This is a genomic window from Salsipaludibacter albus, assembly GCF_019798055.1.
GTDB classification, from domain to species: domain Bacteria; phylum Actinomycetota; class Nitriliruptoria; order Nitriliruptorales; family Nitriliruptoraceae; genus Salsipaludibacter; species Salsipaludibacter albus.
Map to the genome: position 1 here is coordinate 35,787 of NZ_JAHOPH010000027.1, position 14,480 is coordinate 50,266.

Consider the following 14,480-nt stretch of genomic DNA (forward strand, 5'->3'; position numbering starts at 1 on the left):
GTGGTCGTCACCGCTGCAGCCATGACGATGTTGGGTCCGTACCGGGGCGCGCGCAGTGTTGGTGTGGATTGGATGTGAACCTGGTGGGGTCGTCGTGCGTCGTTGTGGGTGAGGACGCCGATGAGCAGGGGCGCCGTCCTGATGCCCAGGGCACGGCGATCGACGAGCGGAGGCTGGATGCGGACTGATCCGGCGCTGGAGCGGTTCGTGGAGGATCGGTATGCCACCGTGGTCGGGATGTTGACGTTGTACGTCGGGCAGCGCCACGTTGCGGAAGAGCTCGCACAGGATGCCTTGGTCAAACTCGTCCGTCACTGGGATGAGGTCGCCGCGATGGACAATCCCGAGGGGTGGCTGACGACGGTGGCGTTCAACACGGCACGGTCGTGGTGGCGGCGCCGCTACGCCGAGCAACGCGCACGTCGGCGTCATGGTGCCTCGGACAGCGTTGATGTTGCGCCCGACACCTCGACGGCGGTGGTGGTGCGTGAGGCGGTGGGTGACCTGCCGCCCCGACAGCGCCAGGTGGTGGTCCTGCGCTATTTCGTGGGCTGTTCGGTGGCCGAGACCGCCGAGGTGATGGGCTGTGCCGAGGGCACGGTCAAGTCGTTGAGCAGTCGTGCCCGCCAGGCGCTGCGGCGTCGGGACCTGGGGATCCCCGACGTCGATGTCCGCCGGCCTGGGCACGGACATCGGGGCACGACCGGGTCCCCACGACGACGCCTCGACGGACCGGTCGCCGATGACACGGACCAGACCGGCCACGGTTCGACCCGACCGGGAGCTGACCAATGATCGACCTGCGAGATGCCCTGCACGAAGCCAGCTCGACCGACGACCTGACCATGCCGGACGTCCGCGACCTGCAGCGGCGCGCCGACCGAGCCGATCGCGTGCGCCGGATCGGGATGGGCGCCACCGTGACGGCGGTCGCGGCAATGGTCGCGCTGGTGGCCCTGCAGCTGGCCGACGACGCCACGCCCACGGTCGACATCGCTGCCGAACCTCCCGCCACGACCGATGCCGGGCCGGACACGGCCGCGGCGTCGCCGGACGACCCGGCAGGCTACGCCGCGTGGCGTGCCCGCTGGCAGGAGCGGCTCGAGGCCGACCTCGAGGCCGCCACCGACGCACAGCAGCCCGCCCTGGCCGACGGAACCATCACCGAACAGGAATGGTTGACGGCCAGCGCCGACTGGCAGGGCTGTGTCCAGGCGGCGGGCTATGACTTCGACCTGCACCGCGAGGACCCTCCGCCCGGCGCACCCCCCGCATGGTCCTACGACTACCCCGCCATCCCCGAACAGGACATGGCCGCGTTCGACGCGACCGTCGCGGACTGCTTCCACGACCACCTTCGCGCCATCGAAGCACTGTGGCGCGAACAACAGACCAACCACGTCACCTGGTGGAACACCCTGCAACGCTGGGAAGCCGACCAAGGCGACACCCCGACCGAGGAAACCCCATGACACCATGGATCATCATCACCCTGTTCGTTGCCGCCGTCATCTGCCTCGCCTGGGTGCTGGGTCGCCGGGAAACCGACGGTTCGTTCGACGTCGGACCAGGCTCAGCGTCACGACCCGGACTCAAGCGCCTGTTCGACTTCGGGCCCGGCGGCTGGTCCGACGACGGCATCCGCCAACGGCCCGCCCCCCCCGACGACGAATGAACCCACCGGCCTGACGTACATCCAGGACGTCGCACCACCCGTCGGCACTGACGCTGACCGGGCATGGCTGATGTTCCGAGCCCCGTGTGCTCCTGCCGTGCGCTCGCGCACGGGATCGGTCCACGAGCACGATCAAGTCATCAGGAACGCTCGGTTCCCGCGCCTCCTCGACGCCTGGACCGGCCGCCCCGCGGCCACAGAAGATCCCGTAGCTCCCAGGAGTCTTGACGCCGGCAACGAAAGTGGCGCTATCCCGTCCTCCCAGAGGGTTCGTGGCCGTTCGTGGAAGTGTCTAGATCCTCCCGCCGGAATCGGTAAGCGGGCGTCGCCGATCAGGAAGTGGTGAGTCTCGGGATGTCCGAATTCCATGACCGTCCGTCGCTGTGCTGGTCACTCGCGATTCACGGGGGTTCAGGATCCCGGCGCCGGCGTCGGCCCTGCCCGGCAAGGGTTCGCCACCGCTGCAGGAGCAGCGACACGAGCATGCGCTGCCCGACGTCGACACGGCGCTGGCCGATGCCGGGTCAGCGGATGCTGGTGCACGGCCGCCAGCGCACGGCGTCGCGCGCGGGCCCGTCTCGGAGGCTCCGTGGGGGCGGTCCTCGTCGCTCCCGGACATGCGGCCGCATCGGACTTGGGCGTGACGCGTACATCCTCGACCGCGGCCACCACCTCGTCGCCGCCAGCATGGCCCGAGCAGGTCCCGTCCGCCCATCCCTGCACGGACGGTGCCCATGACGGCGCGCTCCGGACCGTGACCGCAGCGCGGTCGCGGGCGACGCCCCACTCACCCGGCGGCGGCAATGGTGGGAGCGGCCGGTGGCCGCGACCCGACAACCGCCAGCCGGCGCCGCCAGAACGTCGTGTCGAACCGCCGCTCCGTCGCGTAGAGGGCGGCTCGCTCGGCGAGGTGGACGGTGGTGTCGGCGTCGAGTGCCCGTTCGTGGGCAACCAGTGCGGACTCGCGGCCGTCGTGACCGTCGTCCCCGGCGGCGCCCAGCAGGCGCAGCACGACGTCCGCGCCGGCCATCCCGGTTCGCAGCGCGCGCACGATGCCGCTGCCGGCGATCGGGTCGACCGCCAGGGCGGCGTCCCCGACGGCCAGCCATGGTCGCCAGTCGCCGCGACGGTCCGACCGATGCGTCGCGGCTGTCACGGTGGACGGCCCCCATGCCGGATCGGCGGCCGACCCGCTCGGTGCGATCCACCTGGTCGCCGCGACGGCGTCGGACCATGCGGGCAGCCGACTCAAGCCCATGCGCGCACACACGTCGGCGTCCGTCAGCAGGACGACGGCGTCACGTGACCTGCCGGCGGGGGCCCGGTACCACCAACCGTCCGGCGCGGTCTCCACCAGCACGGCACCGGCCTCCGCGGGCGCGCGTCGGGGCACGTGGGAGGCCACCGCCACGAGCCGGTCGAAAGCCCGACGGGTCGCGCCGAGGCGGCGGCCGACCAGGGCACGACGGCCGGTCGCGTCCACGACGACGTCCGCCGCGACTCGTGACGTTCGCCCGCGGCCGGAACCGGCACGCACGGCCACGTCCCAGCCGCCGCTTCCGCCGACCACGTCCGTGACGCCACGGCCGCAGACGACGGTGGCCCCGGCGTCGGACGCCCAGGACCGCAACATCCGGTCGAAGGCGCCCCGGTCGACGTGCCAGCCCCGTCCGGTCGGAGTCACCAGGTGGGAGTGGCGCAGGATCTCCGGCCCACCCCACGCACTGGCCGTGCCGCCGGACGGAACCGGGTCGAGCGCGCGGAAGCCCGTCCAGGCACCCAGTTCGACGAGCAGCGGTTCGACCTCGGGCGCCAGCGACTCCCCGACACGCGGCCGCGGGCCCCCGTCCCGCTCGAGCACCACCACGTCGGCCCCGGCCCGTGTGAGCAGGCACGCCGTGACGGCACCGGCCGGGCCGCCGCCGGCCACCACCACGTCGAACCGGCCATCAGCCATCGCCGAGCCGCACTGTCGCCTCACGTGCGAAGGGCGTTCCGACCGGCGACACGCCGGTGAGGCGGAGCCTGCCGACCACGGCCGGCGCGGCGCCCGCAGGGACTCGGGCCTCGAACGTGGCGTCGTCGACCGGTTCGAGATCGTGCTCGACGACGCGGCCGGCACGGCCGCGCCACGCAAGCCACGCGTCCGGCCGCGGCGCCCCGGCGGGCAGGTCGACCGCGAGCCGGATCGTGGCCGACGTGCCGTGCCGGTCGACCGCCACGGCAGGTGTCGGGCCGCCGGCCACGACGGCGACCACGTCACATCCGAGCGCGGGTCCGTCGGTCGGATCGCCCCTCGACGGTTGCAGTGCCATCCTGCCGATGCCGCCGTCACCCATGCCTTCCAGGACGGTCGGGTCGGTCCCGTCCTCGGACCCGTCCGTCCGTGCGTCGCACGGGCGCCCCTGCCGGACCAGCACGTGCCACACGCCACGACGTTCCTCGCGGCCCTCCGGCCCGAACGGCAGGCGAATACCAAAACGCGTGGACTCGGCGTCGCGACGATGCAAGAGGCGATCGTCGGCCGCTGCGGCCCAGGGTTCGAGCAGGCGGCCGAGCGGGGACTGGACCCGGACGTCGAAGCGCTCCGGGTCGGCACTGCGAACGACCACCTCCACGTGGTCGTCGAGTTCGGTCACGAACACCGGAAGGCGCTGCAGGACACCCACCGGCACGCGACCCCGCACGATCGTGGCCACCGGGCGTCCGTCGGCCAGGCGCGACACCCAGCGATGCAGCGCCAGGTCGTCGGCTGGAGCGCCTTCCTCGGGCACGGACCCGGGCGTGGGCCCCGACGCTGACGGCACGGCGACGGTGACGGGCCATCGGGTCCGGCTGCCGCGGTCCACGACGACCACCGTCTCGGTCCTGGCACGACCGCCACGATCCACCTCCACCGGCACGACCACGCGCCGCACCGCACCGGACCAGCCCTGCACCATCCGGGCCCGGCGGCCTCGGACGCGCCGGGTGCGCTCGATCTCCAACGTCACGCGATGGTCGCCGCCGTCGGCGGCGATGACGTCGAACGCCACGGTTGTTTCGGCAGGTCCCCCGGTGTCGCCGCCCAGTGCAAGCAGGTGGGAGGAGTGCGGGAAGAGGATCGGCTGCGTGCACACCTCCCGCTCCACGTGGGCGTCGCCCTCGTGGAGCACGAAGCCTCGCCGGTCCCACGTCCGCAGCATGTGGCCGTAGTCGTTGACGGGCACCCAGGGATGGGACGTCGTCGCGCCCGGGGCACGGACGTCGTCGGGACGGGGTACCGGCCACCAACTGCCGGCACAGGCGGCGAAGTCGGCCTGCCACGGCAGCGCCATGCCGCGGATGAGGTCGCCGGGGACGAGCGCACGGACGTCCAGGCGGAACGGTTCGACGTACTTGGTGTCGTCCACGACAGGGGCGAGTCCGTGATCGGGCAGCCCGCCTGCCTCAATCCCCGGGAAGAAGGGTCCTCCGACGCAGGCCTCGAGCGCAGCGCGGGTCAGCCCGTCCGGCGTGACGGGCCACTGCGCCTCCGGCGGGCCCTGCCAGTCGTCGACGAACTGGCCGGCGTGCCAGCGCTCGAGGTGGGTGTACTGCACCTGGGTCACCCTCGCATCGCGCTTGGACAACTTCGGCATCACGTTGAACGACGCCGGGCTCGACGGCGCCGTGATCCACGAGAAGACGTGGTTGCGCTGGTCGAGGCTCGTCATCGGCTCCACCCACCACGTCGGGTCGCTGTGGTGGTCCCCGATGTCGTGGACCCAGGCGATGTCGCGGGCGCGCTGCAGGATCGGGTGCACGTCGCGGGTGTACGACGTGGTGGCGGGCATCGGCACCATGCCGCAGGCGACCATCTCGGCCAGGACACGGTCGTACAGGGTCGTAATGCTGTCCTGGTCCGGCGCGAACTTCGGCGGCCCGACGATCACCCAGGCAGGGGCGGCAGCGGTCCAGTCGGTCGTGCCCTTGCGCCGGAGCCGCGCGCTCACCGGGCCGTCGCTGACGTCGTCCCACCAGCACGAGTTGTACCAATAGCTGCCCATCCCCTCGTGTGCCGGCGAACCGGCCGCGCCGCGCCCCCCGAGTACGTACAGACGTGCGACGCCGTCCGTGAGCAACTGGCCCAGCGACACGGGCACCGTCGGCTGGCCGTCGAACGTGATCTGCCCGCCGTCCAGCGGCACCTGGCCGGCCGGCCCGTCGATCCGCTTGCGCCCGGGGTCGATGGTCAGGTCGGCCGCGGACCCCGCGTTGCCGCGTGCCGGGTGGGCGGCCTTGGCGTTGGCCACGTGCACCGACCATTGGATGTCGTGGTCCGCGCCGGACACCTCCACGGCCGTTCCGTCGTCGAAGTGTTCGAAGATGCGGAACCTTGCGGCCTGGCGCTTGACCCGGCACTTGTCGTCCTTGAACCCGCCTTGGGGGTTTGGGCGACCGCCCACGAGTTCGGGCCCCACGAACCACTCCGGGCTGTTGCCGACCCGCGCGATGCCGATCGCGGGATGGATCCGGAAGGTGCTGGCCACGACGCTCCCTCCTCTGACGCGGGCCAAGGGGCCCAGCACGCACCCTAGGTGGCCGGGACCGGGTGCAAGTCGGGTCGCGGCCGGCGATCTGCGGACGACAGACAGGTCGCGTGCGGACCCTTCAGGCCGTGTCGACGAGGAGTCGTGATCGTCGTGGAAGGCGAACTGGACTTCCGACTCGGGGACGAGCGTGGGAGGCTTCAGCCCGGTGGCTGCTGTGGATGCCCAGGCAACTGCCGCATGCGGTCGCGAACCTGTCCGAAGGAGCCTGCAGGTTCTTCACGATCGTCACGACGGCAGGCATCCAAGACTTCTTCCGTGCCCAGCGTGACTACCTGGAGTCGCTTCCGGTGGGCCAGGCGCCCGATCCTGTGGAGCTCGCGAGTGTGCCCGGAGCCCGACAACGACGAGTGGTCGGCCTGCCTCTGTCCTGACTGGCGGCGGTGCTTGGCCGAGGGTCGCAGCCGCGAAACGTCGTGGAACGCGGCTTCCGCCATGACGCATACGTCGCACCCCTGCAGCCCAGGGCCGGCCCCGGGTATTCAGATCGGACCCTCTCTCTGTCAAGACCGGGTCTCGCTGTCTGATTCGCTGGGCATGGAAGGACTGTCCGTCGCCGATGGATCCGGTGCGGACTAGGGTTGAGGGCGGCGGTTCGGGATGTGACTTGAACCAAGCGCCGGTGTCAGGGATGCAAGCCGGTCACGCGGCCTTCGGGCTCGTTCCCTGGTGTCCATCCCGGACCGTCTCACGTCGAGCGTCGGCGACCATGCGCCGATGGCTCACGTCCGACAGCTGCCGTTTGAGCGACCGGACCGCTTCGCCGTGGCTCTTGTGCTGGGCGATCTTGCGGTCGTAGTGGGCCCGACCCTTGGCGCCGTGACGAATCTGGCTGATCGCGGCGGCGTGGATGACCTTGTTGAGCTGACGGTTGCCGCCCCGGTTCAACCGATGGCGGTGCTGGTCGCCAGACGAGGCGTCCAGCGGCGCGGTGCCGTTGAACGACGCGAAGTGACCCCGGGTGGGGAACCGTCCGATGTCATCGACAATCGCGACGATGGTGGCCGCGCCCGTTTCGGCGATCCCAAAGACTTCGGTCAGGCTGGACCCGTGGACGCCAAGCGCCTGGCGGACCCGCGCCTCGGCGGTCCTGATCCGGCTGTTGAGCCAGCGCCATTCCGCCAGCAGGTCCTTGACGGCCTGACGACGCGCGGCATCCGCGGGGTTGTCGGTGCGGATACGGCGCAACGCCGCCGAGGCCCGTTTGACCGTCAGGGCCTTCTTGGCGCCGCCTTCGGACAGTTCGGTGAGCCGGACGTGGAGCCGGCAGATCACCTGCTGGCGGCGTGACACCAGATGCCAGCGGCTATCCAGCAGCACCCGCAGCTCCGCCGGCGCGTCGTCGCGGCAGACCTGCCGGAGCCGGGCGTGGGTGGCGCCGACGATCGCGACCGCGCGGGCATCGAAGCCCTCGGTCTTGCGACCCGAATGGCCCGACAGCCGCCGCGTCCGGGCGGTCATCGTGGCCGGAACGTCCACCACGGTCTCGCCGGCGGCGACCAACTGTTGGCCCAGCAGCCGACCCAACCCGCTGACGTTCTCGATCGCGAAGATCCGGTCCGGCCACCGGTCGGCCCAGGCCAGCAGCCGGACCAGTTGTCGCCGGTCCGCAGCCAGACGCAGTTGATCGTGGATCTCGTCGTGGGCATCGAGCACCACCGCGGTGTGGGACCGTTTGTGGGCATCGATGCCGATGATGGTTGCAGCCATGTCGACCTCCTCGTCGAGGGCAAGGGACGTCGCGGTCGACAGACCTGATGTGAGCCAGCGCTCCGCAATCCTCTCTCGAGTCAGACCGCGACCAGGACAGGCCCTGCCGGGCGACATTCCGATCCGGAGTCAGCCCTCACGAGGGCGACAGGTGGATACAGAGTCAGCCCGACAGGACCCCGAGCACAACGAGTCGCGAACCCGCTGCACCTACCCCCACCTAACCATCAGGTGGCTATCCGAGGCAGTTGGCGGATGATCACGAGAGGCGTCGGTCAATGGGCGAGGTTCACGCAGGTTGATGTACCCATCATGTCCTGTTGAGTCCCCTCCGTCTCGGAGGCACGCCCTGGGAGCAGTCCGTTGTGGGCGCGCGCGAATAGCCGTTCAGCGCGCGGATGTCTGGGCGACAGGTGGTGTGAGCGCTGCGAAGGTGTGTCTTCTCCTGACTGATCGAGTCCAATAGCCTCGGTTGTGTGGCTGACGACGTGCCGAGGTGGGGGACGACGACGGTGTACCGACGCTTTTCCGGCCACGCAGAGACCATGGGTATCGTCCGGTTCGAAGGGCGCGCGGTCCTCGGCTGGGGGGCGCTGCTGCTCGGAGCCGGGCCGTTCCTCTTGCTCTGGTTGTTGGTGGAGGCGTGGCCGCCCATGGCTCGTCTGGACGAACGTGTCGCGGATGGCCTCAATGCGGCTGTCAGCGGCAGTGGCGTGGTCGTGTCGGCGTTGTCTGCGGTCACCGATCTCGGTGGAACGGGCACGGCCGTCCTGCTGATGACGCTCGCCACCGTGTTCCTGTTGATCCGTCGGCGGCGGCGTCTGGCGACGTTCGTCGTCACCACGGGTCTCGGGCTCGCGGCGCTGGGGCCCGCGACAAAGGCGATCGTCGACCGGGCACGTCCGATGGTGGACGTGCCGATCGTGCAGACGCCTTCGAACGCGAGCTTTCCGAGCGGGCACTCGATGACCGCCGTGGTCGTGTACGGGGCGCTGCTGTTGGTGGCGCTGCCCTCCGTGCGCCGTCGTGTGCGCCCGTGGTTGATCGCTGGCGCCGTCCTGGTGATGGTCGCGGTCGGCCTGACCCGCCTGGCGCTGGGTGTGCACTTCGTCTCCGACGTCCTGGCCGGATGGGCGCTGGGCGTGGGGTGGCTCGCGATCACGGGCGGGGCCTTCCGAGCATGGCAGCACGATCTCGACCAGGAGTCCGACGAGCCGCTCGACCCGCTGGACGGGGCACCGGGCGAGGTGGCGCGCCCAACGACCGGAGCCGGGTCGGCGCTGCCGGGCTGGCAGAGTGCCGGGCGGCCGCTGCTGGTCGCCGCGGGGACGCTGTTCGCCGGGTTCACCGGGCTCGGGCTGCTGGTCACGGCCGTCCTCGGGCAGGGCTGGCTCGCGAGCGCGGACCGCGGCGTGGTCCGGTGGCTGCTAGAGCGCCGGACATCCGAGCTGACCACCGTCCTGGACACGGTCGGCATGGTGTCGGGCACACCTGGCTTCATCGCTGCGACGCTGACGATGGTCGTTGTGGGACGGGCGTTCACGGCGACCTGGCGGCCAGCGCTGTTCGCCGTGGTCGCCGTCATCGGCGAACTTGCGCTGTACCTCGCCACGTCGCAGGTGGTCAGCCGCGCCCGCCCGGCCATCGCCGACCTGACGGCGGGCCTGCCCACCGCTGCCAGCTTCCCGAGCGGGCACGCGGCCGGCGCAGCGGTCCTCTACGGCGCTGTGGCGGCGCTGGTGGTGGTCTACACCCGACCCCGGCGGCGGTGGCTGATCCTGTCCCTGCCGCTGCTGACAGCCCTGGCCGTCAGCGTGTCCCGGCTGTACGTCGCGGCGCACTACCCCACCGACGTGCTGGCCGGCATGCTGCTGGGCAGTCTCTGGGTGCTCGCGTGCGCCCGCTACCTGCTGCCGGATCCCGACGCCGAACCATCCTTGGCCGGCGAGGTCCGCGCCGCGGCCGTCGGGGACGAGTTGGACCCATGACCGTGCGGTGGACAGTCAGCGCGGTCTTGGGCGCGGTCGCGGCTGCCGGAGTCGGCGTCGCGGCTCGGCTGTCCTGGGCTCGGCGTCGCGCACGGGCGGTGACCGGCGAGCGACCGGCGGTGACCACCGACGACGGGGTGCAGCTGCACGTGGAGGTGGACGGGCCGACCGACGCGACGACCACGGTCGCGTTCGTCCATGGCTTCGCCGCCGATGCCGGGATGTACGAACCGCAGTGGACGGCCCTGCGCAGCCGGTGCCGCGTCGTGCGGTTCGACCAGCGCGGCCACGGTCGCAGCGGTTGGGCCGGCTTCCGCTCGGCGACGTTCCAGCGCCTCGGCCGCGACCTCGAGCAGGTGATCGACCGGGCGACGGACCGGGGACCGGTCGTCCTGGTCGGTCACTCGATGGGCGCGATGGGACTGCTGGCGTTGGCCGGACAACGGCCGGAGCTGTTCGGTGCACGGGTGGCGGGCGTCGCGCTGATGTCGACCGAGGCCGGGCCACTTGTCGGGCAAGGGTCCGGTGTGGTCCCCAGGGTGCGCCAGCTCGCGGCGGTCGCGGGCGCTGGTCTGCTCTGGCTGGCCGCGCCGCTGCTCCATGCCCTGCACCCGTTCGAGACCGCACCGGTGCGGCGGCTCCTGCTGCGGCGCCTCTTCGACACCGACCCGCCCGACGCAGCCGTACGCAGCGTCATCCGCACGTGGCAGCGCACGCCCGCCGCCGTCATGACCGCCTACCTGCCGGATCTGACCCAGGTCGACCAGCGGGCCGCGGCCGCGGCACTGCGCGACGTCCCCGTGCTGGTGCTGGCCGGCGACGCCGACGAGACCATCGACCCGGGCGCGGCACGGCGTCTGGCCGAGCGGATCGGTCCCTCCGCCCGGTTGGTCGTGGTCGACGGCGCCGGCCACATGGTCACGCTCACCCACGCCGAGGAGGTCAACGCAGCGCTGCTGGACCTGGTCGCCGTCCTCGACCGGACCGAACGTTCGAGCGACGCAGGCCCACGCCAGGACTGGCAGACGAAGGGATAGGCCGTGAAGCACTGGCTCGCCCGCATCGCGATCGCGATCGGCACCCTTGTCGTCGTGGTCCTGGCCTACGGGATCCTGGTCGAGCCGCGACTGATCCTCGACGAGGAGCACCTCGAGGTAGCGCTGCCCAACCTCGACCCCGAGGCGGCGGGCACCCGGGTCGCAGTGCTGTCGGACTTCCAGTTGGGCATGCGATTCGCCAACGAGGGCATGGTCGCACGCGCCGTCGAGACCGCCGTGGCGGCCGACCCGGACCTCGTGCTGCTGGGCGGTGACTTCCTCTACAGCACGACACCGGACGTCGACGCACAGGTCGACAGGGTGCTCGAGCTGCTGGACCCGCTGCTGGCCTCTGGTATCCCGACCTACGCGGTGCTCGGCAACCACGACTACGCCGCCGGCGGCGCCGACGAGGTCGCCCGGGCCCTGGAGGGCGTCGGTGTCCAGGTGCTGCGCAACCAGGCCGTGGCCGTGCCCGGCCCGACACCCGATGCCGACCAGCAGCTGTACGTCGTCGGGGTCGGTCCCGACCGGCCGGACCTGGTCGACATCGACGCCGCGCTGGCGGACGTCCCCGACACCGCCCCGCGGATCGTCCTGATGCACAACCCCACCGTCTTCAACCGCATGCCGGCCGGCACGGCCCCCCTCACGATGGCCGGCCACACCCACTGCGGTCAAGTGGCGATGCCCCTGATGCCGCACTGGTCCTACCTGGGACTGACCGCGGAGGAGGCGATCGTCGCCGACGGCTGGGCACCGGACGACCTCGGTGCCACGGGCAACCGCCTGTTCGTGACCTGCGGCATCGGCTTCAGCATGATGCCCCTGCGCATAAATGCGCCGCCGCAGGTAGCGTTCTTCGACCTCCGACCGGCCACGTAGCCGGACTGGGTCGACGGGCCGCCGTCGTCGGCGGGTGCCCGTGCTGTCCGCGGTCGGCCAGCAGGGCTTGGACCTCGACCGCACGGTCCTCGACCGTCGGCGAGAGAACTCGACAGGCATCGACGCGGGCGGCGGCGTCCGGAGCCCTGGCGGAGCTCGTCTCCGGAGCTGTATCCGACTCCAGTCGGGTCGCCGTAGAGATGCATGGCCCGCCATCGGTATCCCGTAGTTGTCCGAGGTCCCTGGGGCGCCGCGAAGGGTCCTGAACCGGTGGACACCCGAAGACCAGGGCCTTGGGCCGACAGATTCGAGATCGTCGAGTTTGAGCATCGTCAGGGCTTGCTGCGATGCGGCGGTGACCGGTCAGTCCCGGAGGTCGTGGTGGACCCAGACGTTGGGCTCGATGTAGGTCACGCGGTCGGCCTCGAGATCGACCATGACGGGAGCCAGTGCCTCCGGCACCTCGACCTCGCCGTCATGGTCGAAGTCCACCCCGGTCCACTCGTGCCACTGCTCGGGCGTCCCCTCGATCACCATCGACTCGGGGGCGACCTTGACGATCGTGGCCCCTGCACGAGCATGCACGCGCAGCCACGGATCGGCGGGCAGCCCTTCGTCGGTCCGTCGAGCCAGGTAGTCCGCCATCGACTCGCGCTGGTGGGCGTGCTTGCCCGAGGGCCGGACCGGCGCGACGAGGTCCACCAGTCCCAGCTCGGCCACCGCGCGACGCATGTGATCGAGCATGACCGTGCTGAGGCCCAGCCCACGAGCGGCCGGGGCCACCATGATCTCCAGCGCCGACGCCATCGTCGGCGCACGGCCCGCATCGTGGTCGGCGATCCCTCGCTCGACGATCGCGTCCCAGCCGCGGTCGGGCAGGTCGTCGACGGAGCCGGTCACCGGCAGGAAGCACGCCTTCGCGATCACCTCGTCACCGGGCGTGATCGCCATCAGGCACAGGTCCCCCAGGTCACGCTCGAGCCGGGGGTAGTACAGGTTCCCGACAGGATCGTGCATCATGAAGGCCGGCCAGCCCTCGTCCGTGGCGGCCCACATGGGATCGGCCAGGTCCGGCCGGTCCGACAGGCGCACGACCTGCAGTGACGACACGTCCATGGCTCAGGCCCCTCGTCCGGACGACGCGTGCCACGACAACGGCTCGCCGCGACCCTGCAACATCACCGCGCCCGGCATGACGCGCAACCTGGTCGGCGCCAGCCGCAGACCGGCGAACGTGGCGGCGGTGGGCTCGGTCCACGCCGGCACGACCGAGGGGTCGTAGCCGACCGGTGCCGGCGCTGTCGCGAACCGCTCCCACAGGTCCTCTCGGCCCTGGTCGTCGAGCACCCAGGCCGTGTCGCACTCGGCGGTGCAGGTGTCCTGGGTGTCGTCCCAGTACGTCACCGACACCGCCGGCGTGGCATCGAGGTCGGCACGCTTGGGGGACTGCGGGCTGGTCGCGATCCACCCGACCAGCGAGGACCCGTCCCACTCCCAGTACGGGTGCAGGATGCGCGTACGTGGCCGTCCTTCAGGTGTGACCGTCGCCACCGTCGCCCACACGATCCGGTGGGCGATCTCGACGAAGGCCGGTGCGACGCGGTCGAGGTCGTGCACGTCTGGCTCCTGGGTTGGGGGACACCTGGGCGCCGAAGGTCGTCGGCGCGCAGAGGTCGGCGGCGCGCATTCGGGACGATCATGCCACGGATCGGCCATCCGCGTGCGGCGCCACCTCGACCCGGCCGTCGGACACCAGCCACGTCGTGGTCGTCGTCGCGGCCGCCAGCGCCCGGTCGTGGGTCACCAGCAGCAGGGCCCCCTCGTAGTCGACCAGGGCCTCCTCCAGGCGCTCGATGGCCTCGACATCCAGGTGGTTCGTGGGTTCGTCGAGCACCACCAGCGGACGCGGCCGGACGAGCAGTTCGGCCAGGACGAGCTTGCGGGTCTCCCCCGGCGACAGGTCGTCGCTGTGCAGCACCCGGTCGGGGTCGACCCCGAGGTGGTCCACGACGGCCAGGGTCCGCGAGCGGTCGTCACCCGCCAGCAACTCGGCTCGCCGCTCCGGGTCGACGCGCTCCTCCTGGGCCAGCAGCCCGACTCGCTGGCGCAGGTCGCGATCCATGGACTCGAGCACGGCGCGGACGAGCGTGGACTTGCCCGCCCCGTTGTCGCCGTGCACCCGCACCCGGTCGTGGGGGCCGAGCACGAGGTCGACGTCGACCAGCACCGGATGGCTGCCCGCCCGCACGACGTCACGACGGACCTCCGCCAGCACGTCACGGCGGCTGGCGGACCCGGCGACGGACACGGCATCGCCGCGACGGCGGTGCACCGCGGTCTCGGCCACGGCGCGCTCGGCCCGGTCCCGTGCGCTCGTCCTGGCCCCGACCTGGCCGCCCAGGCTCTTCGCCGCGTCCATGGCATGGGTCTTGGCCGCCATCGACGCGGCGTCGTGGTCCTTCGGGCCGGCGTCGCGGCGGGTCGCGGCGGCACCCCGCTCGATCCCGCGCTGGCGGGTGCGCACGTCGGCCAGCAGGTGATCTGCCGGCTCCACGTCCGGCTCACCGAACTGTCCGAAGGCGGCGCCAAGAAGGCCCTGACGGTCAAACGGGCC

General features: G+C 71.5%; 12 protein-coding genes. 6 read left to right on the forward strand and 6 right to left on the reverse strand.

Annotation, left to right across the window (positions count from 1 at the left end; genetic code table 11):
- The first annotated feature begins 177 nt into the window (after positions 1–177).
- Genes KR546_RS14600 through KR546_RS14610 form a run of 3 tightly spaced genes read left to right on the forward strand, consistent with a single transcriptional unit; the run spans position 178 to position 1,675 of the window.
- Positions 178–795 (forward strand): RNA polymerase sigma factor, encoded by a 618-nt coding sequence (locus KR546_RS14600; protein ID WP_238445454.1) that lies wholly within the window; start codon positions 178–180, stop codon positions 793–795.
- Entirely contained in the window at positions 792–1,472 is a 681-nt protein-coding gene (locus tag KR546_RS14605) for a hypothetical protein (protein WP_238445455.1), read from the forward strand. Before KR546_RS14600 ends, KR546_RS14605 begins: the two co-directional genes overlap by 4 nt.
- Entirely contained in the window at positions 1,469–1,675 is a 207-nt protein-coding gene (locus KR546_RS14610; protein WP_238445456.1) for a hypothetical protein, read from the forward strand. Before KR546_RS14605 ends, KR546_RS14610 begins: the two co-directional genes overlap by 4 nt.
- A gap of 787 nt (positions 1,676–2,462) precedes the next feature.
- On the opposite strand, the gene KR546_RS14615 is transcribed toward KR546_RS14610, so the two are convergent.
- The 3 genes from KR546_RS14615 to KR546_RS14625 all read right to left on the reverse strand — a co-directional run bounded on the left by KR546_RS14615 (position 2,463) and on the right by KR546_RS14625 (position 7,956).
- Positions 2,463–3,632 (reverse strand): NAD(P)/FAD-dependent oxidoreductase, encoded by a 1,170-nt coding sequence (locus KR546_RS14615; protein WP_238445457.1) that lies wholly within the window; start codon positions 3,630–3,632, stop codon positions 2,463–2,465.
- The gene (locus KR546_RS14620) at positions 3,625–6,186 is read right to left on the reverse strand and encodes a LodA/GoxA family CTQ-dependent oxidase (protein WP_238445458.1); all 2,562 of its coding nucleotides are present in this window, start codon (positions 6,184–6,186) and stop codon (positions 3,625–3,627) included. Before KR546_RS14620 ends, KR546_RS14615 begins: the two co-directional genes overlap by 8 nt.
- A gap of 702 nt (positions 6,187–6,888) precedes the next feature.
- Positions 6,889–7,956 carry an IS110 family RNA-guided transposase gene (locus tag KR546_RS14625; protein ID WP_238445459.1) on the reverse strand — a complete coding sequence of 356 codons (1,068 nt, stop codon included), beginning with the start codon at positions 7,954–7,956 and terminating at the stop codon, positions 6,889–6,891.
- Between the two features lie 545 nt (positions 7,957–8,501).
- Here KR546_RS14625 and KR546_RS14630 point away from each other — a divergent pair.
- The 3 genes from KR546_RS14630 (at position 8,502) to KR546_RS14640 (ending at position 11,866) form a co-directional block, all read left to right on the forward strand.
- A complete protein-coding gene (locus KR546_RS14630; protein ID WP_238445460.1) occupies positions 8,502–9,944 on the forward strand; it encodes a phosphatase PAP2 family protein in 1,443 nt (480 codons plus the stop codon).
- Positions 9,945–10,063: 119 nt separating this feature from the next.
- The gene (locus KR546_RS14635; RefSeq protein ID WP_238445461.1) at positions 10,064–10,981 is read left to right on the forward strand and encodes an alpha/beta fold hydrolase; all 918 of its coding nucleotides are present in this window, start codon (positions 10,064–10,066) and stop codon (positions 10,979–10,981) included.
- 3 nt (positions 10,982–10,984) lie between these two features.
- Positions 10,985–11,866 carry a metallophosphoesterase gene (locus KR546_RS14640; protein WP_238445462.1) on the forward strand — a complete coding sequence of 294 codons (882 nt, stop codon included), beginning with the start codon at positions 10,985–10,987 and terminating at the stop codon, positions 11,864–11,866.
- Positions 11,867–12,229: 363 nt separating this feature from the next.
- Here KR546_RS14640 and KR546_RS14645 read toward each other — a convergent pair whose 3' ends face one another.
- The 3 genes from KR546_RS14645 to KR546_RS14655 all read right to left on the reverse strand — a co-directional run.
- A complete protein-coding gene (locus tag KR546_RS14645; protein ID WP_238445463.1) occupies positions 12,230–12,982 on the reverse strand; it encodes an N-acetyltransferase in 753 nt (250 codons plus the stop codon).
- A gap of 3 nt (positions 12,983–12,985) precedes the next feature.
- Complete coding sequence (locus KR546_RS14650) at positions 12,986–13,483, reverse strand: pyridoxamine 5'-phosphate oxidase family protein (protein ID WP_238445464.1); 498 nt, start codon at positions 13,481–13,483, stop codon at positions 12,986–12,988.
- 79 nt (positions 13,484–13,562) lie between these two features.
- A partial coding sequence (locus KR546_RS14655; protein ID WP_238445465.1) for an ATP-binding cassette domain-containing protein occupies positions 13,563–14,480 on the reverse strand: 918 nt, incomplete at its 5' end.